At 66.6% G+C, this 20,976-nt stretch carries 22 protein-coding genes; 7 read left to right on the plus strand and 15 right to left on the minus strand.

What is annotated here, in order from left to right:
• From E4L98_RS15985 to E4L98_RS15995, 3 genes are all read left to right on the plus strand, one after another.
• The coding region (locus tag E4L98_RS15985; RefSeq protein WP_135202548.1) for an Hpt domain-containing protein at positions 1-491 on the plus strand (491 nt) is incomplete at its 5' end.
• Between the two features lie 186 nt (positions 492-677).
• Positions 678-2,990, plus strand: coding sequence for a catecholate siderophore receptor Fiu (locus tag E4L98_RS15990; RefSeq protein ID WP_135202549.1), 2,313 nt, complete (start codon positions 678-680; stop codon positions 2,988-2,990).
• Positions 2,991-3,068: 78 nt separating this feature from the next.
• Positions 3,069-3,749 (plus strand): Fe2+-dependent dioxygenase, encoded by a 681-nt coding sequence (locus E4L98_RS15995; RefSeq protein ID WP_135202550.1) that lies wholly within the window; start codon positions 3,069-3,071, stop codon positions 3,747-3,749.
• A gap of 151 nt (positions 3,750-3,900) precedes the next feature.
• On the opposite strand, the gene E4L98_RS16000 is transcribed toward E4L98_RS15995, so the two are convergent.
• The 3 genes from E4L98_RS16000 to E4L98_RS16010 form a co-directional block, all read right to left on the minus strand.
• Positions 3,901-4,869, minus strand: coding sequence for an SLAC1 anion channel family protein (locus E4L98_RS16000; protein ID WP_135202551.1), 969 nt, complete (start codon positions 4,867-4,869; stop codon positions 3,901-3,903).
• Between the two features lie 106 nt (positions 4,870-4,975).
• Complete coding sequence (locus E4L98_RS16005) at positions 4,976-5,893, minus strand: PDR/VanB family oxidoreductase (RefSeq protein WP_135202552.1); 918 nt, start codon at positions 5,891-5,893, stop codon at positions 4,976-4,978.
• 10 nt (positions 5,894-5,903) lie between these two features.
• The gene (locus E4L98_RS16010; protein WP_135202553.1) at positions 5,904-6,824 is read right to left on the minus strand and encodes a PNPOx family protein; all 921 of its coding nucleotides are present in this window, start codon (positions 6,822-6,824) and stop codon (positions 5,904-5,906) included.
• Between the two features lie 105 nt (positions 6,825-6,929).
• Here E4L98_RS16010 and E4L98_RS16015 point away from each other — a divergent pair, with 105 nt between their 5' ends.
• Together E4L98_RS16015 and E4L98_RS16020 are read left to right on the plus strand one after the other, a co-directional pair.
• Positions 6,930-7,829 carry a LysR family transcriptional regulator gene (locus E4L98_RS16015; protein ID WP_135202554.1) on the plus strand — a complete coding sequence of 300 codons (900 nt, stop codon included), beginning with the start codon at positions 6,930-6,932 and terminating at the stop codon, positions 7,827-7,829.
• Positions 7,830-7,931: 102 nt separating this feature from the next.
• Positions 7,932-8,303, plus strand: a complete 372-nt coding sequence (locus tag E4L98_RS16020; protein WP_135202555.1) for a DsrE family protein — start codon at positions 7,932-7,934, stop codon at positions 8,301-8,303.
• Positions 8,304-8,309: 6 nt separating this feature from the next.
• Here the strand turns inward: E4L98_RS16020 and E4L98_RS16025 are convergent, their stop codons facing one another.
• The 6 genes from E4L98_RS16025 to E4L98_RS16050 all read right to left on the minus strand — a co-directional run bounded on the left by E4L98_RS16025 (position 8,310) and on the right by E4L98_RS16050 (position 13,154).
• Positions 8,310-8,600, minus strand: a complete 291-nt coding sequence (locus E4L98_RS16025) for a putative quinol monooxygenase (RefSeq protein WP_135202556.1) — start codon at positions 8,598-8,600, stop codon at positions 8,310-8,312.
• A gap of 51 nt (positions 8,601-8,651) precedes the next feature.
• Complete coding sequence (locus E4L98_RS16030) at positions 8,652-8,846, minus strand: hypothetical protein (RefSeq protein WP_135202557.1); 195 nt, start codon at positions 8,844-8,846, stop codon at positions 8,652-8,654.
• Between the two features lie 2 nt (positions 8,847-8,848).
• Entirely contained in the window at positions 8,849-10,351 is a 1,503-nt protein-coding gene (locus tag E4L98_RS16035) for a GMC family oxidoreductase (RefSeq protein WP_135202558.1), read from the minus strand.
• Between the two features lie 2 nt (positions 10,352-10,353).
• Entirely contained in the window at positions 10,354-11,277 is a 924-nt protein-coding gene (locus tag E4L98_RS16040; protein ID WP_135202559.1) for an alpha/beta hydrolase, read from the minus strand.
• A gap of 14 nt (positions 11,278-11,291) precedes the next feature.
• The gene (locus E4L98_RS16045) at positions 11,292-12,143 is read right to left on the minus strand and encodes a pirin family protein (RefSeq protein ID WP_135202560.1); all 852 of its coding nucleotides are present in this window, start codon (positions 12,141-12,143) and stop codon (positions 11,292-11,294) included.
• A 99-nt stretch (positions 12,144-12,242) separates the two neighbouring features.
• Positions 12,243-13,154 (minus strand): LysR substrate-binding domain-containing protein, encoded by a 912-nt coding sequence (locus tag E4L98_RS16050; RefSeq protein WP_135202561.1) that lies wholly within the window; start codon positions 13,152-13,154, stop codon positions 12,243-12,245.
• Positions 13,155-13,277: 123 nt separating this feature from the next.
• Between E4L98_RS16050 and E4L98_RS16055 the strand changes: the two genes are divergently transcribed.
• Positions 13,278-13,892 (plus strand): isochorismatase family protein, encoded by a 615-nt coding sequence (locus E4L98_RS16055; RefSeq protein ID WP_135202562.1) that lies wholly within the window; start codon positions 13,278-13,280, stop codon positions 13,890-13,892.
• A gap of 51 nt (positions 13,893-13,943) precedes the next feature.
• Here E4L98_RS16055 and wrbA read toward each other — a convergent pair whose 3' ends face one another.
• From wrbA to E4L98_RS16080, 5 genes are all read right to left on the minus strand, one after another.
• Entirely contained in the window at positions 13,944-14,543 is a 600-nt protein-coding gene (gene wrbA, locus E4L98_RS16060) for an NAD(P)H:quinone oxidoreductase (protein WP_135202563.1), read from the minus strand.
• A 119-nt stretch (positions 14,544-14,662) separates the two neighbouring features.
• Positions 14,663-15,463, minus strand: a complete 801-nt coding sequence (locus E4L98_RS16065) for an SDR family NAD(P)-dependent oxidoreductase (RefSeq protein ID WP_135202564.1) — start codon at positions 15,461-15,463, stop codon at positions 14,663-14,665.
• Between the two features lie 114 nt (positions 15,464-15,577).
• Positions 15,578-16,522, minus strand: a complete 945-nt coding sequence (locus E4L98_RS16070) for a GlxA family transcriptional regulator (protein WP_135202565.1) — start codon at positions 16,520-16,522, stop codon at positions 15,578-15,580.
• 11 nt (positions 16,523-16,533) lie between these two features.
• On the minus strand, positions 16,534-17,583 hold the full coding sequence (locus tag E4L98_RS16075) for a hypothetical protein (protein ID WP_135202566.1): 1,050 nt from the start codon (positions 17,581-17,583) through the stop codon (positions 16,534-16,536).
• Position 17,584: 1 nt separating this feature from the next.
• Positions 17,585-18,760, minus strand: a complete 1,176-nt coding sequence (locus E4L98_RS16080; protein WP_135202567.1) for an MFS transporter — start codon at positions 18,758-18,760, stop codon at positions 17,585-17,587.
• A 159-nt stretch (positions 18,761-18,919) separates the two neighbouring features.
• On the opposite strand from E4L98_RS16080, the gene E4L98_RS16085 reads away from it, so the two are divergent.
• Entirely contained in the window at positions 18,920-19,504 is a 585-nt protein-coding gene (locus E4L98_RS16085) for a TetR/AcrR family transcriptional regulator (protein WP_135202568.1), read from the plus strand.
• Between the two features lie 30 nt (positions 19,505-19,534).
• On the opposite strand, the gene E4L98_RS16090 is transcribed toward E4L98_RS16085, so the two are convergent.
• The gene (locus E4L98_RS16090; protein ID WP_135202569.1) at positions 19,535-20,815 is read right to left on the minus strand and encodes an MFS transporter; all 1,281 of its coding nucleotides are present in this window, start codon (positions 20,813-20,815) and stop codon (positions 19,535-19,537) included.
• Positions 20,816-20,976 lie beyond the last annotated feature (161 nt).

Consider the following 20,976-nt stretch of genomic DNA (forward strand, 5'->3'; position numbering starts at 1 on the left):
GTCCAACGGCGCCGGTCTTTGCGCCGCCGCCGTTGGACGTGGTGGCTGCGTCGGCCTCCGCCACCTTGCCGGCCATGCCGGCGCCGAGCGCTCCGCCGCCGCGCCTGGTCACCTCGCCCGAGCCCAATGGCGAAGCCGCCATCTTCAGCATGGATGGCCTGATGCGCGTGATGGGCAAGGACGCCAAAGGCCGCGCCACCGTGTTCAAGATGGTACGCGGCGCGCTGGACAGCGGCATGGATCCGGTCGATCAGGCCGGCGTCGCCCTGCGCGAAGGCCGGCTGCGCGATGCCGCCCGGCTGTTCCACGGGCTGCGCGGCGCGGTCGGCGTGCTCGGCGCCAAGCGCCTGATCCAGGCCACGCTGGCTGCCGAAGAAGCCATCCACGAACAGCGCATCGACGAATTCGACCTGCGCCTGCAGACCGTGCGCGCCGAACTGGCGCAGACCCTGACCCAGGCGCGCGCCTGGCTGGACCGTCAGCCGGCCTGAGCTCCGCCAACTAAGCGATTTTGCAACTTTTATGCAACATTCTCGCCTTGCGGACACTTCCGTGAATCATATTGATAATAATTCGCATTTACGAATTCGGATTTTGTAGCTACAATCTTACTCATTTTTACACCTACCCTCGGCAAGCCAGCAGCCAGCCGGCTCTTAAAAATGAGAAAGAAGCAGATGGCAATGATCAAGAGTCGCAAACACGCGCAGACGCGCTTCAACCAACACATGAGCGCGGCGCTGGCCGCGATGCTGCTGCCGGTGGCGGCCCACGCGGCCGACGCCCCGTCGGCCACCGACAGCGCCGAACAGAAACCGCAGACCCTGCAGGAAGTGCAGGTCAACGGCTCGCGCGAAAACGACTTCAAGGCGGAACGGGCCTCGTCGGCCAAGTACACCGAAAAACTGGTCGACACCGCCCAGACCCTGACCGTCATCAAGAAGGAGCTGATCGAACAGCAGGGCGCCACCACCCTGACCGAAGCGCTGCGCAACACGCCCGGCGTGGGCGCCTTCTTCCTGGGCGAGAACGGCTCCACCAACACCGGCGACGCCATCTACATGCGCGGTTTCGACGCCTCCGGCAGCATCTATGTCGACGGCGTGCGCGACATCGGCTCGATCGCCCGCGACACCTTCAACATCGAACAGATCGACGTGCTGAAAGGCCCGGCCGGCACCGACAACGGCCGTTCCTCGCCAACCGGTTCGATCAACCTGGTCACCAAGCAGCCGCTGCTGGAAAACGCCTACCAGGCCTCCTTCACCGGCGGCAGCGGCAAGCAGAAGCGCGGCACCGCCGACATCAACACCGTGATCAGCGCCGACCAGGGCATGGCCTTCCGCCTGAACGTGCTGGACCAGGACAGCGGCAATCCGGCGCGCGACGTGGTCAAGAACAAGCGCTGGGCCGTCGCGCCCTCGCTGGCTTACGGCCTGAACAGCGCGACCCGCTTCTACCTGGACCTGCTGCACGTCAAGCAGAACAACATTCCGGACGGCGGCGTGCTGACCATCGGCCTGCCCGGCTACACCTCGCCCGATACCACCCGTCCATTCCTGAGCAACGCGCCGCGCGTCGATCCGAAAAACTTCTACGGCTCGACCCTGGACCACGACGACGTCAAGGCCGACATGGTGACGCTGAAGATCGAACACGACTTCGCCGGCGGCGCCAAGCTGGTCAACACCAGCCGCTATGGCAAGACCACCGAGAACTATCTGCTGACCTCGTTCATGGCCACCGCCGCCAACCTGATCACGCCGAATCCGGCCGATCCGTCGACCTGGTCCATGAAGCGCACCAACCTGACCTTCAAGGATCAGGTCAACGAAATCCTGGCCAACCAGACCACCATCACCGCCGACTTCGCTACCGGCGAGGTCAAGCACACCGTGGTGGGCGGCTTCGAAATCACCAACGAGAAGCAGCAGAACTACACCTGGGCCGCCACCGGTGGCACGGCGCTGCCGAACACCAGCATCTACCAGCCGAATCCGGGCGCCGCGGTCAAGGTGACCTACGCCCGCAACGGCGCCCGCGGCCTCGGCGAGACCACCACCGAAAGCCTGTACGTGTTCGACACCGCCAAGATCGGTGACAAGTGGATCATCAACGGCGGCGTGCGCGTCGACCACTACAACACCACCTACAACGGCGTGACCGTGCAGGGCACCGCCACGCCGCAGACCATCCCGGTCGGCACCCTGCTGGCCAGCTCGCTGGAAAGCGGCGACAACCTGGTCAACGGCAAACTGTCGGTGGCCTACAAGCCGACCGCCGACAGCAGCGTCTACGGCCTGGTGGCCAGCTCGAAATCGCCGCCGGGCGGCACCACCTTCAGCCTGAGCAGCGCCGCCAACAGCGCCGCCAATCCGAACTACGACCCGCAGAGCACCACCAACTATGAAGTCGGCACCAAGTGGGATCTGCTGCAGCAGAAGCTGTCGTTCTCGGCCGCCTTGTTCCGCACCGACGTCAAGAACGAAATCGAAGTCGACCCGACCAACCCGGCCGTGTACTACCAGAACGGCAAGAAGCGCGTGCAGGGTATCGAACTGGGCGTGACCGGCGAGATCATGCCGAAGTGGCTGGTCAGCGCCGGCTACACCCACCAGAACACCGAAGTGGTGTCGGGCAAGGTGGTGACCGCGGCCGGCGAAAACCAGCTGAGCTACACGCCGAAACAATCGTTCACGCTGTGGACCTCGTACACGCTGCCGTTCGGCCTGCAGGTGGGCGGCGGCGCCCGCTTCAGCGACAAGCTGATGCGCGGTACCGACGGCGCCATCGGCACCCCGGCCTACGCCGATTCGTACTGGGTGTTCGACGCCATGGCGGCCTACCCGATCAACAAGAACATCGATCTGCGCCTGAACGTCTACAACCTGGGCGACAAGGATTATGTGCAGGCGATTAACAAGTCGGGTTATCGTTACACCCCGGGCGCACCGCGTTCGGCCAGCCTGACGGCCAACTTCAAGTTCTGAGCAGCGGTTCCCGATTCCGCTTTGCCGGCCCCGTCGCTGTTGGTAGCGGCGGGGTTTTTCGTTTCAAGGAGTGACATCATGATGCTGCATATCCCGGAAGTGCTGAGCCGCGAACAGGTGGCCGAGATGCGCCGCCGCCTGGATGCCTCGGACTGGATCGACGGCCGCGCCACGGTCGGCGAGCAGGGCGCCAAAGTCAAGCAGAACCGCCAGCTGCCCGAGCAATCGCCGCTGGGCCTCGAGCTGGGCCAGATCGTGCTGCAGGCGCTGGCCGCCAATCCGCTGTTCTTCTCGGCCGCGCTGCCGCTGCGCACCATCCCGCCGCTGTTCAACTGCTATGCCGGCGGCGAGCATTACGGCGCCCACGTCGACGGTTCCATGCGCCGCATCCCCGGCAGCGGCGAATGGGTGCGCACCGACGTGTCCAGCACCCTGTTCCTCAGCGATCCGGACGAATATGACGGCGGCGAACTGATCGTCACTGACGCTTATGGCGAACACGAAGTGAAACTGCCGGCCGGCGACCTGATCGTCTATCCCGCGACCAGCATCCACCGCGTCGAGCCGGTGACGCGCGGCGCCCGCGTCTGTTCCTTCTTCTGGACCCAGAGCATGGTGCGCGACGACCACCGCCGCAGCCTGCTGCTGGAGCTGGACCAGAACATCCAGAGCCTGCGCGCGCGCATCGGCGACTGCCCGGAACTGGTGGGCCTGACCGGCCACTACCACAACCTGCTGCGCCAGTGGAGCGAGGCTTAGCGGCTATCCAAGCAGCCTGCAGCGTCGGTGCAGCGGCTTACTAGGCCAGGTCGTAGCGCGCCAGCGCGCGGCGCTTGCTGCCGTCGGCCTCCATCGCCGCCATGGCTGCGCAACGAGGCGACTTGACGGCAGGTGGACAGCACGGTTCGCTCTAGGCCAGCGCTTTCAGCTGGCCCTTGGCCACGCCGGCCAAGGTTTGCGCCAGGAACACCACGATGGTCACGCTGGCCACGGCCAGGATCACCAGCGCAATGCCGTTGGTCAGCGCGCTGGGCGCGTGGTCGGCGTAGCGGATCGCGGCGCCGGCCGATGCCGCCAGCGGGAAGCTGGCGGCCCACCACGATACGCGGAACGGCGAGCAGTGCGGCAGGTGACGCAGACGGCCCAGCAGCACGGCCAGCACGAACACCATCAGCATGTACAGCACTTCCGCGAACAGGTCGATGTTGCCGGTGGTGGTCACGTAGGCGCTGAAACCGACCGAGAACGGCGCCACCAGGATCAGCAGCGACGGTTGCAGCGGCGCCGCCAGCGGCTCCTCCATCGCCAGGCGCTGGAAGATCAGGGTGAACAGCGGCACCGCGAAGAACAGGCCGACGGCCAGGCCGAACACCATCACTTCATGCAAGCCTTGCCATTGCAGTTGCGGCACCGCCAGCGGCACGTCCAGCATGCCGACCACCGGCACGATCCACGCCGGTGCCACGTGGTTGGCGGCCTGGCGCACCGTCATCCAGCGCATCACGATCACCCAAGCCAGGGCGGTCATGCCGACCGCGCCCAGCACCCACGACAGGCGCGCCAGCGGCAGGCTGTATTCGCTCAGCAGGAACGGCATCAGCAGCAGGCTGATCATTGGCGTGCCGAACAGGTTGGAGGCGATCGGGTGATTGAATTCGGCCTTGACCGCGTCCCAGCCGGCGAACGCCTTGATGCCGTAGGCGACCATCAGCGCCACGAACGCCGCGATGGCCGCCGCGCCGATGGTCTGGCCGATCCAGGCCGGGGCGCCGAAGTGCTGATGCGCGAGCCGCCAGGCGACCGACAAACCGGTCAAGCCCATGACGCCGCCGAACATGCCTACCGGCAGGTAAGAAAGAGTAGAAGTCTTGTTTTCCATGATGGTCTGCCTGCAAAAAGGTGATGCGCCATTGTGCGGGCAAACAACATGGATGGGCATGCCTCTAAGGTGCGACTTCTTGCTCTTTCGTCTCGACGCTCACCGCTCAGAGCTCCAGCACCAGCCTGCCGGGCTGCGCCCAGGACACGCAGGTGCACATGCCCTGGCTGCGCATGGCCGGCGTCAGGCAGACGTCGCGGTGCAGCGGTTCGCCCGCCAGCACCGGCGTGTAGCAATTGCCGCATTCGCCGCGCTTGCAGTCGTAGGAGACGAACACATCGGCGGCGATCAGCGCGTCGAGGATGGACGTGCCGGGCTGCACGTCCAGCGTCAGTTGCGACAGCGTCAGTTCCACCGTCAGCGGCGCGTCGCCCTGCTGCGCCCGCGCGCCGAAGCTTTCGAAATGCATGGCCTGCGCAGGCCAGCCCAGCGCCGTGGCGGCCTGCGCCAGCGCCTGCAACAGCGCGGCCGGACCGCAGGCGTAAAACGCGTCGCCGTCGCGGTAGGGGCCGAGCAGCGCCGCCAGGTCGGCGCGTCCCGTCTCCTGCGACAGGTGCGGCACGATGGTGGCGTGCGCGATGACCTGCAATTCGTCCAGCAGCACCAGCCGTTCGCGGCTGTGCGCCAGGTAGTGCAGCTCGAACGGCCGGCCCAGCGCGTGCGCCATCGACAGCATGGGCGTGATGCCGATGCCGCCGGCAATCAGCAGCGTGCGGCCGGTCGCCGGCACCAGCGGAAAGGTGTTGAACGGCCCGCTCAGTTCCAGCGTGGCGCCGACCGCCATGGCGTCGTGCAGGAAACGCGAGCCGCCCTTGCCGCCGGCCTCGCGCTGCACGACGATGCGGTAGGTCTTGGCGTCGCCCGGCTCGCCGATCAGCGAGTAGGAATTTTCGAAATCGCCGAAGCGCAGCGTGACGTGGGCGCCGGCCTGCCACGGCGCCAGCGGCGCGCCATCCTGGCGGCGCAGGCGGAATTCCTTCACGGTGTCGCCATGGGCGATGATGTCGGTGATCAGATAGCGCATGATGTCCGCCTCAGCCCGGATTGAACGGCGACGCGTCCAGGTATTCCCATTCCAGCTGTTGCGGCACGTCGCGCAGTATCCATTGCTCGACCTTGAATTCCCAGAAGCGCGCGGTGCCGCCGGTCTGGTTGTCCGGATCGTCCTGGTTCCAGTAGAGCGTGGCCGTCCCGGTCAGCTGCAGCAGCTGGCCATGGACGAAATCCGGGATGCACAGGCCGGCGCGCGGATCGACTTCCCAATTGCCCAGCGTGTTGAACAGGCTGTTGCCGTGGAAGTCGGGGATGCGCAGCGTGCTGTCGTCGACGCGACGGACGAAACCGGCCGTGCCGCCGCGATGCGAGGCGTCGGCACCGCTGTCGGCATGGTGGCTGGCGACGAAAATGGTATCGGCCTGGGCGATGATCTGTTCCACCGTGCCACGCAGCACCGTGCCGCGCGCCTCCGAGCCCTGGCGGCCACTGTCGCCCATCTGGCGCAGGTGGCGGCGCTGGATGTATTTGGGGCAGTTCGGATAGGCCTCGCGGATCGCCACCTCGACGCCCTGCGCGTCGTAGCGGCGCACGGTGCCGTTGACGCGGTAACGCCGGCGTGAACCGAGCTCGATGAACAGCAAGCCGAGGTCGGACCCGGCAAGCAGATTGCTCCACAGCGGATCGGTCTGGTCACGTTCGCTGTCGGCGACATCGATGCTGATCGCGCTGCCGTCACCGGTATGCAGAAAGCCTGGTTTGCCGAACACCAGCGACGACCACACGTGGCCGGCCGCGTCGGTGCTGGCCAGCGCCACCATGAATTGCTTGCCGATGAAGGGCCGGGCGCCGGCGATCACGGTCTCGCTCAGCACGGTGATATTGCGGTCGGCGACGGCGGCTTCGCCGGCGCGTAACTGCACGGCGCGCTCGCCGGCGTGAAAACTGCTCGAATAGCTCATGACGGTCTCCTGAATTGCGGATTGCTGACGGAGACAGTTTGCGAAATAATCACCCAAACAAGAATACCCGCCAGCAGCAAGTCAGTATTTCGCCAAGAGGAATGAATGGATCAGTTGCACCTGATGAAAGTGTTTGTCGCCGTGGGCGAGGAGGAAAGCTTTGCCGGCGCGGCCCGCAAGCTGGACCTGTCGCCGGCCGCCGTCACCCGCGCGATCGCCGGGCTGGAGGAGGAACTCGGCGTCAAGCTGCTGCTGCGCACCACCCGCCACGTGCGCCTGACCGAGGCCGGCAGCCGTTACCTGGACGACACGCGCAACATCCTGGCCAGCATCGCCGAGGCCAACCAGGCCGCCGCCGGCGTCAACGCCACGCCCAAGGGCAATCTGTCGGTAACCGCCTCGGTGCTGTTCGGCAAAGCCTTCGTCACGCCCAGCATCGTGCGCTATCTGCAGGCCTATCCCGAGGTCGAAGTCTCGGCCTACTTCCTCGACCGCGTGGTCAACCTGGTGGAAGAGGGCATGGACGTGGCGGTGCGCATCGGTCACCTGCCCGATTCCAGCATGAAGGCGCTGCGCGTCGGCCAGGTGCGGCGCGTGCTGTGCGCCGCGCCGGCCTATCTGGCGGCGCACGGCGTGCCGCAGCATCCGGCCGATCTGCTGCGCCACACCGTGATCGCGGCCAGCAATGTTTCGCCGCGCGTGGAATGGAAGTTCGGCGCGGTCGACGATCCCACGCTGGTGCGCATGAAGCCGCGCCTGACCGTGACCAGCAACGACGCCGCCATCGAAGCCGCCGCCTCCGGCCTGGGCATCTGCCGCCTGCTGTCGTACCAGATCGCCGAGCAGGTGGCCGCCGGGCGTCTGCAGATCATCCTCCAGGATTACGAGGAAGCGCCGTGGCCGGTCCACGTGCTGCACCGGGAGAGCAAGTTCGGCTCGACCAAGGTGCGCAACTTTATCGACATGCTGGCCGACGATTTGCGCGCGCAACCGGCCCTGAATTGATCATTCCGATTCAAGAAACAATCTATTGATTTCAGCGCTGTTTTTCTCTCCTTCCGCAATGCCTAGAATGGCTGCACCAACTCACCGAAAAGGAGAATCACCATGAAAGCAGCCATCATCATCCTGTCCGATCCCAAAGCCGGCGAAGAAGCGCTGGGCCGCATGTTCAACGGCCTGGCCGCCGCCTATGACTTCAAGCAGAAGGGCACCGAAGTCGGCATCTATTTCGAGGGCACCGGCACCCGCTGGCCCGGCGCGCTGGCCGACAAGGCCCATCCTATCCACGCGCTGTACAAGGCGGTGGAAGACAAGGTGGTGGGTGTGTCCTGCGGCTGCGCCGACGTGTTCGGCGCGCGCGAGGAAGTGGAAAAGGCCGGCTTCGACCTGATCACCGACAACAGCGTGCCCGGCACCTCCGGCCTGCCGAGCATCGCCCAGATCGTCGCCGACGGCTACACCGTGTTCAACTTCTGATCGCGCTCAGGCGACGTCGAGCGGATCCGACACCACGGCCGTGCGTTCGGCCAGGTCGGCGATTTTCGACAGGTAGTGCTTGAAATGGGGCGTCTCGCGGTGCGCCGCCACGGCGGCGTGATCGCGGTACAGCTCGTCCAGCACGAAGCGGCCTGGATCGGCATGATCCTGCCAGACATCCCAGCGCAGGTTGCCGGGCTCGGCGCGGCAGTGCGGCGCCATGCCCAGCAACAATTCCTTCAGGGCGTCGGCCTGGCCGGGACGGGCGGGCAGCAGCGCGGTGATTTTGACGGTCATCTTCTTCCTTTCCGGTGGTCTGATGCCATCAGTCTACGCCGAGCCCGCGGCCTAGGCCAGCGTCCAGCGCGAGACCGCCTTGACGCCATAGGTCACGATCAGGGTGACCAGGCCGGCCAGGCCCAGCACGCAAATGCACTGGCTGATCCACAGGGCGGTGCCGGCATGGCGCTGCGCCAGCCGCCACAGCAGCGCCAGCCCGGCCAGGCCGGCAGTCAGATACGACAGGCTGCGGTGATGTCCCATGATTACCACCTCCGGCTGATCGCTTCCGCCATCATGATGGTGGTGACATTGGTCGCCACCGACGGGATCTCGGGCATGATCGAGGCGTCGATCACGTGCAGGCCGTCCACGCCATGCACCTTGCCGGCGGCGTCGACCACCGCGCGCGGGTCGCCGGCGCGGCCCATCGCGGCCGTCGAGGTAGGGTGGGCGTAACCGTCCACCGAGGCGAGCACCGCCCGTTCCAGCGCGGCGTCGTCCTCGACATCCCAGCCCGGGCTCAATTCCAGCGCCAGCGCATCGCTGAACGGCGCGGTCTTGCCGATGCGGCGCGACAGCCTGACCGCTTCCAGCATGCGGCGCAGGTCGCCGCGGTCCTGGAAGAAGTTGTAGCGTATCAGCGGCATGGCGCGCGGGTCGCGGCTGGCCAGCGTCACCTCGCCCACCGAATCCGGCAAGGTCACCGCGCAGGCCAGCACGATCGCACCGCCGGTCGGGCTCTGCAACGGATCGAAGATGTGGGTGCCGGAGATGTGCAGGTCCAGCTCGCCGGCGCGCGCCTCGCTGGAGGCGGTCCAGATGATGGCGCCGGCCACCGGGTTCATGCCGCCCACTTCCGGCTTGAGCGCATACACGTTGTAGTAGAACGGATGCTCCTTCAACCCCTGGCCGACGGGCGCGTCGTGCAGCAGCGGGATGTCCAGCTGCGTCAGGTGCGCGGCCGGGCCGATGCCCGAGCGCATCAATATCGCCGGGCTGCCGAAAGCGCCGGCCGACAGGATGATCTGGCCGCCATCGATGATCTCGCCGTTCAGCAGGCGCACGCCGGTGGCGCGGCGGCCGCTGAAGATCACGCGGTCGACCTCGGCGCCGCCCATGATCGCCAGATTGGGCCGCGCGCGCACCTCGTCGCTCAGGTAGGCCATGCCGGTATTGATGCGGCGGCCATCGACCACGTTCAGCGGATACGGCGCCACGCCATGTTGCTCGGCGCCGTTGAAGTCGCTGACGCGCGCCACGCCGGCCGCCTGCGCGCCGCGCACGAAGGCGCGCATCGACGGCGTGATTTCCTCCATGCTGCGCTGGCGGATCGGCAACGGTCCGCTGCGGCCGTGCCAGGCGTCGTCGCCGCTCGGCGTGTTTTCCAGCGCCTTATACACCGGCAGTACATCCTCCCAGCGCCAGCCCTCGATGCCGCGCGCGCTCCAGCGCGCGAAGTCGGATGGCCGGGCGCGCATGGCGACCGCGGCGTTGACGCCCGAACTGCCGCCCAGTACCTTGCCGCGGATCGCGTTCACGTCATGGCCCAGGCCGGCGTGATCCTGGGTGTGGTAGCCCCAGTCGTGCGCGCGGTCGCCGCCGACGCGGTTGGCGTTGGCGATCACATCCGGATAGGCCGCCGGCGCGTACGCCGGCCCGGCTTCCAGCAGCAGCACGCGGCGACTGCAGTCCGCGCTCAGCCGGTTGGCCAACACGGCGCCGGCCGAGCCGCCGCCGACGATCACCACATCAAAAGTCGTTGTCATGGTCATTCTCCCTGGTGAAAAGCGTTGCGTAAAAACTGGGCGGCGCGGTCGAGCGCGACGCGGCTGCTGTCGAGGTGGGCCACGTCCAGCTGAAACACGTGGTGCATGGCTTCCCAGATCTCCAGCGCGGTGGACACGCCGGCCCGTTCGGCGCGGGCGGCGAACTGGAGCGCATCGTCGTACAGGCGTTCGTCGGTGCCGACCTGGATCAGCAGCGGCGGCAAGCCCGCCATGTCGCCGAACAGCGGCGAGGCCAGCGGGTCGCGCGCTTCGTAGCCGCCCAGATAGCGGGCGGCACAATCGTGCAGGTAGTCGCGGCCGATCAGCGGATCGGTCACGGCCGGGTCGGTCATCGAGGCGCCGGTGAACGCCAGGTCGGTCCACGGCGAAAACACCACGCCGGCCACCGGTGCCGCCGCAGCCCCCGCTGCGCGCGCCAGCTGCTGCAGCGTGACCAGGGTCAGGCCGCCGCCGGCCGAATCGCCGACGATGGCGATCCGCGTGCAGCCTTGCGCCTGCAACCAGCGCCAGGCACGCAGCGCCGCGTCCGGCGCGGAAGGCAGGCTGGCTTCCGGCGCCAGCGGATAATCGATCACCAGCGCCGGCAGCCCGGTGCGGCTGACCAGCTGGCTGACGAAGCCGCGGTAAGCCTGCGCCGAACCGAGCACGTAACCGCCGCCATGCAGGTACAGCAGCGCCTGTTTTGTATCGGCGCTGGCGGCGGGGCGCACCCACCAGCCGCGCACGCCACTATCCTCGACGGCTTCCAGTTGCACGCCGGCGGCCAGCGGACAGGCGCCGATGAAGCTGTCGTAGACGGTGCGCGGGCTGCCGCCGGCGGTGGCCCAGAAAGTGGCGAAATGGTCGCGCAGCGCCCGTTCGCGCGCGCGTTCCGGTTCGGTGATGCGGAAAGTGGTGGTCGGCATGGCGGTCTCCTTGGTCAGGCGGGAATCTCGCCGAACTTGCCTTCGACATAGTCGGCAAGCGTGCGGCGCACGTCGGCCGCGCTGGACATCACCAGCGGGCCATGTTTGATGAACGATTCGCGGATCGGCCGGGCGGCCAGCAGCACGAAGTGGCAGTTTTCGCCGGCCTGCAGCAGCACGTCGGCGTCGGCGCCGGCGGCCACGGTGGTGGCGCTGCCGGCCGGCAGCGCGCGCCGCTCGTCGCCGCAGTGCACGGTCAGCGCGCCGGCCACGGTGTAGATCCAGGCCTGGCGGCCTTGCGGCAGATGGTGGCTGAAGCGCGCCTGCGCCTGCAGCACGCCGTCCAGCATGGTCATTTCTTCCGGTGTATCCTCGGCGCCGGTGACGCCGCCGCTCCGGCCCAGCACCACACGCACGCGCTGGCCTGGTCCTTCGAGCAGCGGCACCTCGGCCGCCGCCACCCGCAGCGCGCACGCCGCCGCTTTTTTCAGATGCGCCGGCAGGTTGACGAAGATCTGCAGCGCGTGGATGCGGCTGTCGTCGCCCGGACGCTCTTCGTGCACCGCGCCGCGCGCCGCCGTCAGCCAGTACAGATCACCGGCCTGCAGCGCCAGGTTGTGGCCCAGCGTGTCGCGGTTGAGAAAGCTGCCGGTCGCATCCTCGAACAATGCCGTCACCGCCGAGATGCCGGCGTGCAGGTGCGGTTCGAAGGTGGGCGCGGTCATGACGAAGTCGTCCACCATCAGCAACGGATCCATGCGCCCGTCGAACATCTCTTCCGAGAAATGGTTGGCGATGAAGCCGTCGCCGATCCGGTGCACCACGCCGGCGACCGCCGGCCCCAGTCTTGCTGTTGTCTTACTCATGTCATTCCCCTCACGTTGTCGTTGAGGGCAATGTACGGGATCGCTTATCGGCCGAGAAGCCGGCCAAATCGCGACTTAGCGTCCAATCGGTTGGACGATCTACAGCAACACGGTTTTAGGACATTCGGCCGCCAGGTGGTCGAGGAAGGCGCGCACCGAAGGCAGCAGGCCCTTGCGGTAGGGGATCAGCGCGGTCAGGGTGGAATCGCCGGCGATCCAGTCCGGCAGCACGCGGCGCAGCGCGCCGGCCTGCACCGCCGCGCGGCACACATAGCTGGGCAGGGCAACGATGCCCAGGCCCTTGATGGCGGCCTGCTGCAGGCCAACCATGTCGTCGCCGAGCAGGCGCGGGGTCAGCGGCAGCACCACTTCCTCGCTTGGTTGACGCGCGTGGCGCAGCTTCCAGGCCGGCGCGACGTTGGTGCGCATCATGAACAGCGACGGATGGGAGCGCAGGTCATCCGGCGTCTGCGGCGTGCCGTGCTGTTCCAGGTAGCCGGCGCCGGCGAACAGAAACCACGGCATCGGCGCCAGCGTCTTCTGTACCAGGTTGGAATCGGGCAGCGGGTCGGTATGGGCGCGCACGGCAATGTCGAAGTTCTCGCCGACGATATCCACCGGGCGGTCGGCCGCGTGCGCCACCACGTTCACCTTGGGATACTTGAGCAGGAAGTCGCCGATCAGGTCGGCCAGGGCGAACTGCATGGTGGCCACCCCGGCCGTACAGCGCACGGTGCCGGTCGGCTCGCTCAGGCGGTTGCGGGCGGTCATCTCGGCCAGCTCGGCCTCGCGCAGCATGGCCACCGCGTGGCGGTAGAACTCTTCGCCGGCGTCGGTCATGCCGAAACGGCGCGAGGTGCGGTTCAGCAGGCGCACGCCGAGGTTGGCCTCCAGCTGCTGCATGCGGTGGCTCAGCGTGGATTTGGGGATGCGCAGCGTGCGGCCGGCCGCCGTGAAGCCGCCGCGGTCGACCACGTGCACGAAGAAATAAAAGTCGTTCAGGTCCAGCACAAATCCTCCATCGTCCAATGGGTTAGAAGCTGAGTTGCGATTTTGCCGGCTTCTAAGACGATGGTCCAGTGGCTAGCATGGATCCCGTAACGCCCCCATTCACTTGCACAGAGGAGTACCACCATGCACACCTACGAACCGCTGACCGCCGATAACGCCGCCCTGATCCTGGTCGACCACCAGGTCGGCCTGATGACCGGCGTACGCGACTACTCGACCGGCGAACTGAAACACAACGTGGTGGCGCTGGCCAAGGCCGCCAAGGCGCTGGGCCTGCCGATCGTGGTCACCACCACCGCCCGCGACAGCCTGTGGGGACCGACCTTCCCCGAGCTGGTCGACGCGCTGCCGGGCGTGGAAATCATCGACCGTTCCTCGGTCAACGCCTATGACGACGAGCGCGTCGCGGCCGCCATCCAGGCCACTGGCCGCAAGAAGCTGATCTTTGCCGGCATTTCGCTGGAAGTGTGCGCCGCCTTCCCGGCCATGACCGCGGTCGCCCGCGGGCTGGACGCGTATGTGGCGGTGGATGCCTCCGGCACCTTCAGCGACACCAAGCGCCAGGCCGGACTGTTACGCATGCAGCAGGCCGGCGTGGTCGTTTCCGACTACGGCACGCTGATGGTGGAAATTCTGAAGGACAACGGCCACCCGCAGTCGGGCGCCGTCTATGCCGCGCTGGACATGCCCTGGGCCACGCTGGTGGGCCAGATCGCCAGCGCGTACGCGGCAAAATAAACGCGGCCCGGCAACATCGCCGGGGCCGCATTGGCCGCTATCGGTGCGGACTCAGGCGAACAGCTTGTTGGCGGTCTTGGCGATCAGTTCGCCCTGGTGGCGGGCGCCGTCCAGTTCGATGGCGCTCGGCTGGCGCTGGCCCTGGCCACCGGCGATGGTGGTGGCGCCGTAGGGCGAACCGCCGACCACTTCGTCCAGCGTCATCTGGCCCTGATGGCTGTACGGCAAGCCGACGATGGTCATGCCGAAGTGCAGCAGGTTGGTGATGACCGAGAACAAGGTCATTTCCTGACCGCCGTGCTGGGTCGCGGTCGAGGTGAAGGCGCCGCCGACCTTGCCGTTCAGCGCGCCGCGCATCCACAGGCCGCCGGCCTGGTCGAGGAAGGCCGCCATCTGCGACGCGATGCGGCCGAAGCGGGTCGGCGTGCCGATGATGATGGCGTCGTAGTTGGCCAGGTCTTCAATGCTGGCGACCGGCGCCTGCTGGTCGATCTTGAAGTGGGCATTCTTGGCCACCTCGGCCGGCACCGTTTCCGGCACACGCTTGATGTCCACCTGCGCGCCGGCGGCGCGCGCGCCCTCCGCCACTGCATTGGCGAGGGTTTCGATGTGACCGTAGGACGAGTAGTACAGCACTAAAACTTTAGACATTGCGACTTCCTTTCTGAGTGATCGGCTGGGCCGGGTGGCCAGTGATGAGAAGTGTAATACTTCCTTATCGCCAATCAAATCCGTTAAAAGTCGTAATGTCCACGTTTGGCGTACCGCTGTCAGCGGGCGATGCCGTAGCGCGGCGCCGCCTGTTTCAGCGACAGGCGCGGCGCCATGTCGCGGCGCGCGGCTTCCCAGCGGTCCCATTCGGCCTTGTCGGGCAGCGGCGGAATCGTCACCAGTTCGCCCTGGTCGTAGCCGGCCAGCGCGGCGTCCACCAGGTCTTCCGTGGTCATGACGATTTCCGGCGGCAGGTTGGAGCTCGGCAGGCCGGCCACGTCCCAGAACGGCGTCGCGGTGGCGCCCGGCAACACGGCCTGGATGCGCACGCCCTTGTCCGCCAGCTCATGCTGCAGCGAGTGGCTGAACGCAAGCACGTACGCCTTGCTGCCGCCGTACACGCCATTCAGGATTTCCGGCGCGATGCCGACGATGGACGCGATGTTGATGATGGCGCCATTGCCGCGCGCCACGAAAGCCGGCGCCGCCGCGTAGGTCAGGCGCGTCAGCGCGGTGACGTTCAGCGACACCATATCCTCCATCGCATCCACATCGCTTTCCAGCAGCGGCTTGTGCGAACCGACGCCGGCATTGTTGACCAGCAGGGTGATGCTGGCATCGTGCTTCAGCACCTCCTCCACGCGGGCGAGATCGCGCTTGTCGTTCAGGTCGGCGGCGATGACTTCCACGTTGCGGCCGGTGCCATCGGTGAGGCGCCGGGCCAGCTGGCCCAGCTTGATCACGTTGCGTGCCACCAGGATCAAATCGTAGCCGCGGCGGGCCAGCCGGTCGGCGTACACGGCGCCGATGCCGGTCGATGCGCCAGTGATCAGTGCGGTGCCTTTGCTTGGGGTATGCATGTCGAACTCCTTGGTTTGATTGACCGCCATCAGCGGCGGCATGTATCCAAGATAAGGCGGGGTGGCGCTAACCGAAATGTCGCGGACAGGACGTTTTTCGGACATCCACCAACGCTAGGCCGTGGCCGCGCGCATGGCGCGCCGCATGGCCAGCGGCGGCTGACCGAAATGGCGCGTAAAGGCATCGCGCATGCGGCGCAGGTCGGCAAAACCGGTCTCCCTGGCCACCACTTCGATCGGGTGACGGCTCTGCTCCAGCATCAGCCGCGCCGATTCCAGCCGCAGCTTTTCGATGGCCTTGGCCGGCGACTGGCCGGTTTCCTCCTGAAACGCGCGGCTGAACTGGCGCGGGCTGAGGTTGGCCACCTCGGCCAGCTTTTCCACCGACAGCGGCGCGCGCAGGTTCTTTTCCGCATACGCGATGGCGTTCTGGATGCGGTCGGATTTCGGCGACAGCGCCAGCATTTCCGAGTGTTGCGACTGCCCACCGGTGCGCTTGTGATGCATCACCAGCTTGTGCGCGGTCGAGCGCGCCAGCTCGGCGCCCAGGTCTTTTTCCACCATGGCCAGCGCCAGGTCCAGCGCGGCGGTGGCGCCGGCCGAGGTCCAGATCGGGCCATCGATAATGAAGATGCGGTCTTCCTCCATCCTGATCGCCGGGTAGCGCTGCTGCAGCTCGCGCGCAATGAACCAGTGCGTGGTCACCCGGCGCCGGTCGAGCACACCGGCAGCCGCCAGCACGGTAACACCGGAACACGCCGAAGCCAGCCGGCGCACGCGGTGCATGCTCTGCCGAGCGAAGTCGAGCAAGCCGGACGTCAACTCAGGGTTGGCGTCGTTGCCGCCGACGAAGATCAGGGTGTCGAACGCGGCGTCGCTGAATGCCTCGGTCTGCAGCATCAGGCCTGACGAAGTCGGCACCAGCCCGCCGTTTTCCGACAGCAGGCTGACCGCGTACGCCGGCCGGCCCGCCGCCAGATTGGCGTACTCGAATACCGATTGCGCCGCCAGCCCGACCAGCTGGAATCCTGCCGCCACCACAAAACCTATGCGTTGCATGCTCATCTCCTTTATTTTTCAGCCGTCAGCGGCTGGTCCATCAAGCCGGCCGGCATGTGGCCGCCCAGTTGGGCTTCCCGACCAATCAGCGCGCGGTTTTTGTCGGCCAGGCGATCGTCGCCCAGCGTGGGAATGCGGCGCGCGTCGGTCTCGTAATTGAGCTCGCCGCGCAGCTGGGCAAATTGCGCGCTTCGGTGCTCGGGGCTGCGCGTGATGACCGACAACGCGGCGATGCGATGCGGACTCAGCGCGCGGCTGAAACGCGCGAAGCCGCGATAACGGAATTGCTCGTCGATCAGCCGGTCGCTGCGGCTGACCAGCGCCTGCATGAGTTCGTGCAGCAGCGCCGTGCGGCTGTGCTCGGCAAGCAGCAGCGTCAGCGCGACGTCTTCAAAGCCCGCGCGCGCGGCCGACAGCCGCAGATCGATCAGCATGCTGCCGTTGCGGCGCAGCGTGATGTCCTCCACCAGCAACGGCCGCTGGCCGAAACGGATGTCGGCCAGCCAATGCGCAATGCCAGACGCTTCCGGTGGTTGGTCGTGCAGCACCAGTTCGGGAAAGTGCGCCATCAGCGGCAGGTCGATATGCGTGCTGAACGGCGTGCCGGTACGCCCTGTGGCGGGATCGGTGATGGTCAGCAGTTCACGCACGTCGTGCTCGCAGGCTTTCTTGACGGCGAGAAAAGCGGTCTGTATCACTTCCGACGTCGGCTTGTAGCTTTCGATGCGCCACTTGCGGCCGTAGACCAGGCGCCGTTCGCCGGCGCCGCTCCGGCGCCGGTAGTTGTCCGGTCCCAGCGTGCCGACCTGCAGGTACAGGCCCTGCTCGTCATGGCCGCTGAACAGCAAAACATCCGCCACTGTCTCGATGTCGGCCAGGATGGCGGACACCGTGGTGGCGGTCTGATGGTACAGCAGATATTGTTGCGGTATCCAGCAGCTGCCGTTCGGCAGCTCGACGCTGGGCGCCAGCGGTATCGGCGTTTCGGCGCTGCCCAGCAGCTTGCGCGCTTCGGCGCGCTCGCTGCCGGCATACAGGGTGTGAACGTTGTCGGTCTCCATATCACTTCGACAGTTGCAGGTTGCCCGGCACCGCATCCGCGGCTTCGATGCGGCGCGCCGCCAGCTCCGACGTGACGATGGCCAGCACGAACAGGATCACGGCAAACAGGGCCAGATTGTGTCCGCCCAGCAGATGCAGGCCGGCGGCGCCTAGCACACCGGCGGCGGTGACGCCCAGATAGGTCGCGGCCGTATTCAGACCCAGCACGACCGGTGCGCTGGCCGGGGCCAGGCCCACCAGGCGGTATTGCTGCGGTCCCATGATGCCCCAGCCCGCCACACCCCAGACGGCAATCGCCAGCACCGACGACCACAGCTGGCCGCTGGCCCAGGGCAGGAGCGCCATGTCCGCCACCAGCACCGACAGCATCACCACCAGCACCCAGCGCGGGCCGAACCGGTCCAGCAGGCGCGACAGGACGACATTGGTCATGGTACCGCCCGAACCCCACAGCACCAGCAGGGCGCCGAACAGGGCGGTGCTGCTCAGCACGCGGTCGAACACCACCGAGAAGTAGGTATAGATGACGAAGTTTCCGGCCATGGCCAGCAGCGTTGTGGCCAGCACCAAACCGACACGAGTGTCACTGAGCGGCGCCAGGCGGTCACGCAGGCTGACCTTGGGCGGCATCGGGATCTCCTTCAGCAGCAGCGCGATGCCGGCCGCCGCGAGCAGCCCGACGACGGACACGAACACCATGGTCCAGCGCCAGTCGCCCAGGCCGCCGATCACGGTGCCGATCGGCGAACCGAGCGCGGTGGCGGCGGTCAGGCCGGCCAGGATGATGGTCAGCGCCTGGCCGCGTTGCTCGGGCTTCACGATCATCGCGCCGGTACTGGTGGCGGTGGGCGAGTACATGGCCGCGCCCAGGCCCGCGAACGCCCGGGAAACCAGCGCCAGCGTGAAGTTGGGCGCAAATGCGGTGGCCAGATTGGCCAGCACGAAAATGCCCAGCCCGGACAGCATCAGCCGCTTGCGCGGCACGCCGCCCGCCAGCGCCGCCACGGTGGGCGACAGCAGGGCGTAAGCGATGGCGTACACCGTGGTCAGCTGGCCGGCCAGCCCCACGTCGGTGTGAAATGTCCGGGCGATGGCGGGCAGTACGCCGGCCACCACAAAACTGTCGGTGCCCAAGGCAAACATCCCCAGGGCCAATATCAGTAGTCGCTTATCCATGGTCGCTTGTCCTTCCGGTTTATTTTTAGATGACGATGTGTCACTAACACGTTTTGAAGCATAGACTTCGCCATCTAAAAAGTCAATATAGATGATGTGCTTGCACTAAAAAATATTTTTGCTATCATGGTTCCATATCACCGCAGCAGGAGAACCAGCATGAAGAAGTCAAAAGCAGAAACGGCGGAAACGCGTAAGCGCATCGTCGAGGTCGCGGCAAGGGAGTTTCGCAAGCATGGGATCGAGGCCACCGGCGTGGCGCAGATCATGGCCTCGGCCGGTCTCAGCCACGGCGGCTTTTACCGCCACTTCGAATCGAAGGACCAGCTGGTCACGGAAGCCTTGTCGGCCACCGAGAAAAACCTGCTGCGCGACTCGGCCGCGGCGGCGGAGAAGGGCGCCAAGGCGGTGCTCGGCGTCTTCCATGAATACATGACCTCGAATTACCGCGACAATGTGGAAGGCGGCTGCCCGCTGGCCGCCATGGGCAGCGAGCTGGTGCGCGCCAACGACGCGACCCGTCACGCCGCCACCAACAGCTTCCGCAAGATCATCGCCACCGTTGCGCCTTTCATGCAGACGCCGCCGGGCGAAGATGGGACCGACGTCGCGCTGAGCCTGCTCACCAACATGGTCGGGGCGCTGACGATCGCGCGCATGGTGGACGACCCGGTGCTGTCCGACCGCATCCTGGCCATTACCCAGCGCCGCATCGGCCGTTCCATCGATACCGGCAAAGTCTGAACGATAAGGCCGGCATATGCCGGCCCGGCTTCACGCCAAGCTTCGCTGGCGCCGTATCAGCATCACCGCCGCCGCCGCGACCAGGCAAGCCGCGCCGGCCGTGTACAGCGCCGGGTTGTAAGTCAGCAGCAGGATACGCACCTGGCCGGCGCCATATGCCGCCACCGCCGCGCCCAGCTGGTGCGCCGCGAACACCCAGCCGAACACCATGCCGGTGCGCTCGCCGAACTCGGCGCTGGCCAGTTTGACGGTCGGCGGCACGGTGGCGATCCAGTCCAGACCGTAAAACATGGCGAACAGCGACAGCCCGTACAGCGTGAAATCCGAGTGCGGCAGCCACAACAGTGACAAGCCGCGCAGGCCGTAGTACCACAACAGCAGCTTGCGGCTGTCGTAGCGGTCCGACAGCCAGCCCGACAGCACCGTGCCCACCAGGTCGAATGCGCCCATCATGGCCAGCACCGAGGCGGCCGGCACCGGGCCGAGGCCGGCGTCGCCGCACAGCGAAATGAAGTGGGTCTGGATCAGGCCATTGGTGCTGAGGCCGCAAATGAAGAAGGTCGCCAGCAGGATCCAGAAGGTTTTGCTGGCGCTGGCTTCGGCCAGCACCTTGAACGGCAAGGCCAGCGCCAGCGGTCGCGCCGCCGCCGCTGGCGAAGCGGGCGGTGGCAGGACGGTGTCGGCGCCGAACGCGTGCAGGCGCAGCTCATGCGGGTGGTCGCGCATGAAGAAAAACGTCAGCACCACCACCAGCGCGCAGCAGGCGAACACCGGCAGCACGGCCATACGCCAGCCGTGGTGTTCGATGATCCACGCGGCAAACGGCAGGAACACCATCTGGCCGGTGGCCGAACTGGCGGTCAGCAGACCCACCACCAGCCCGCGATGGGTCTCGAACCAGGTGGTCGACACCACCGCGCCCAGCACCAGCGCTGTCATGCCGGCGCCGACGCCCACCAGTACGCCCCACAGCGCAACCAGTTGCCAGAATGCCGTCATCTGGGTTGCCAGCAGCAGGCCGGCGCCGATCAGCGTCAGCGCGGTGCAGACGATGGCGCGCACGCCGAAGCGCTCCATCAACAGGGCCGAAAACGGTCCCAGCAAGCCGAACAACGCGAAGCGCACCGCCAGCGCCGACGAAATTTGCGCCGTGTCCCAGCCAAATTCCTGCGACAGCGGTTGCATCATGACACTGGGCAGGCCCAGCGCCGCCGACGAAGTCAGCATGGTGAGAAACGTGATGGCGGCGACGACCCAGGCAAAATGAATGCCGCGTCGCTGCAGCCAGCCCGACAAAGGAAGAGCAAGCATGATTACCTCATAAAGTCAGTTGGTCGGGAACAGTTCCTGCATCTCGGCGAACGGCCGCGCGGCAATCTGCAGCGGCGGCTGCGACTCGCCGCTGGTCAGGAAAGCGCGGGCGGCGCGTTCCGCCAATCCCCACACCAGCTGCGGCATCGCCGCGCCGGCGC

It is taken from the genome of Duganella callida (assembly GCF_004614165.1).
In the GTDB taxonomy this organism is placed as follows: Bacteria; Pseudomonadota; Gammaproteobacteria; order Burkholderiales; family Burkholderiaceae_D; genus Rugamonas; species Rugamonas callida.

Coding starts and splice junctions, on each gene's coding strand:
- E4L98_RS15990 (WP_135202549.1), top strand. CDS start 678: ATGGCAATGATCAAGAGTCGCAAACACGCGCAGACGCGCTTCAACCAA.
- E4L98_RS15995 (WP_135202550.1), top strand. CDS start 3,069: ATGATGCTGCATATCCCGGAAGTGCTGAGCCGCGAACAGGTGGCCGAG.
- E4L98_RS16000 (WP_135202551.1), bottom strand. CDS start 4,869: ATGGAAAACAAGACTTCTACTCTTTCTTACCTGCCGGTAGGCATGTTC.
- E4L98_RS16005 (WP_135202552.1), bottom strand. CDS start 5,893: ATGCGCTATCTGATCACCGACATCATCGCCCATGGCGACACCGTGAAG.
- E4L98_RS16010 (WP_135202553.1), bottom strand. CDS start 6,824: ATGAGCTATTCGAGCAGTTTTCACGCCGGCGAGCGCGCCGTGCAGTTA.
- E4L98_RS16015 (WP_135202554.1), top strand. CDS start 6,930: ATGGATCAGTTGCACCTGATGAAAGTGTTTGTCGCCGTGGGCGAGGAG.
- E4L98_RS16020 (WP_135202555.1), top strand. CDS start 7,932: ATGAAAGCAGCCATCATCATCCTGTCCGATCCCAAAGCCGGCGAAGAA.
- E4L98_RS16025 (WP_135202556.1), bottom strand. CDS start 8,600: ATGACCGTCAAAATCACCGCGCTGCTGCCCGCCCGTCCCGGCCAGGCC.
- E4L98_RS16030 (WP_135202557.1), bottom strand. CDS start 8,846: ATGGGACATCACCGCAGCCTGTCGTATCTGACTGCCGGCCTGGCCGGG.
- E4L98_RS16035 (WP_135202558.1), bottom strand. CDS start 10,351: ATGACAACGACTTTTGATGTGGTGATCGTCGGCGGCGGCTCGGCCGGC.
- E4L98_RS16040 (WP_135202559.1), bottom strand. CDS start 11,277: ATGCCGACCACCACTTTCCGCATCACCGAACCGGAACGCGCGCGCGAA.
- E4L98_RS16045 (WP_135202560.1), bottom strand. CDS start 12,143: ATGAGTAAGACAACAGCAAGACTGGGGCCGGCGGTCGCCGGCGTGGTG.
- E4L98_RS16055 (WP_135202562.1), top strand. CDS start 13,278: ATGCACACCTACGAACCGCTGACCGCCGATAACGCCGCCCTGATCCTG.
- wrbA (WP_135202563.1), bottom strand. CDS start 14,543: ATGTCTAAAGTTTTAGTGCTGTACTACTCGTCCTACGGTCACATCGAA.
- E4L98_RS16065 (WP_135202564.1), bottom strand. CDS start 15,463: ATGCATACCCCAAGCAAAGGCACCGCACTGATCACTGGCGCATCGACC.
- E4L98_RS16070 (WP_135202565.1), bottom strand. CDS start 16,522: ATGCAACGCATAGGTTTTGTGGTGGCGGCAGGATTCCAGCTGGTCGGG.
- E4L98_RS16075 (WP_135202566.1), bottom strand. CDS start 17,583: ATGGAGACCGACAACGTTCACACCCTGTATGCCGGCAGCGAGCGCGCC.
- E4L98_RS16080 (WP_135202567.1), bottom strand. CDS start 18,760: ATGGATAAGCGACTACTGATATTGGCCCTGGGGATGTTTGCCTTGGGC.
- E4L98_RS16085 (WP_135202568.1), top strand. CDS start 18,920: ATGAAGAAGTCAAAAGCAGAAACGGCGGAAACGCGTAAGCGCATCGTC.
- E4L98_RS16090 (WP_135202569.1), bottom strand. CDS start 20,815: ATGCTTGCTCTTCCTTTGTCGGGCTGGCTGCAGCGACGCGGCATTCAT.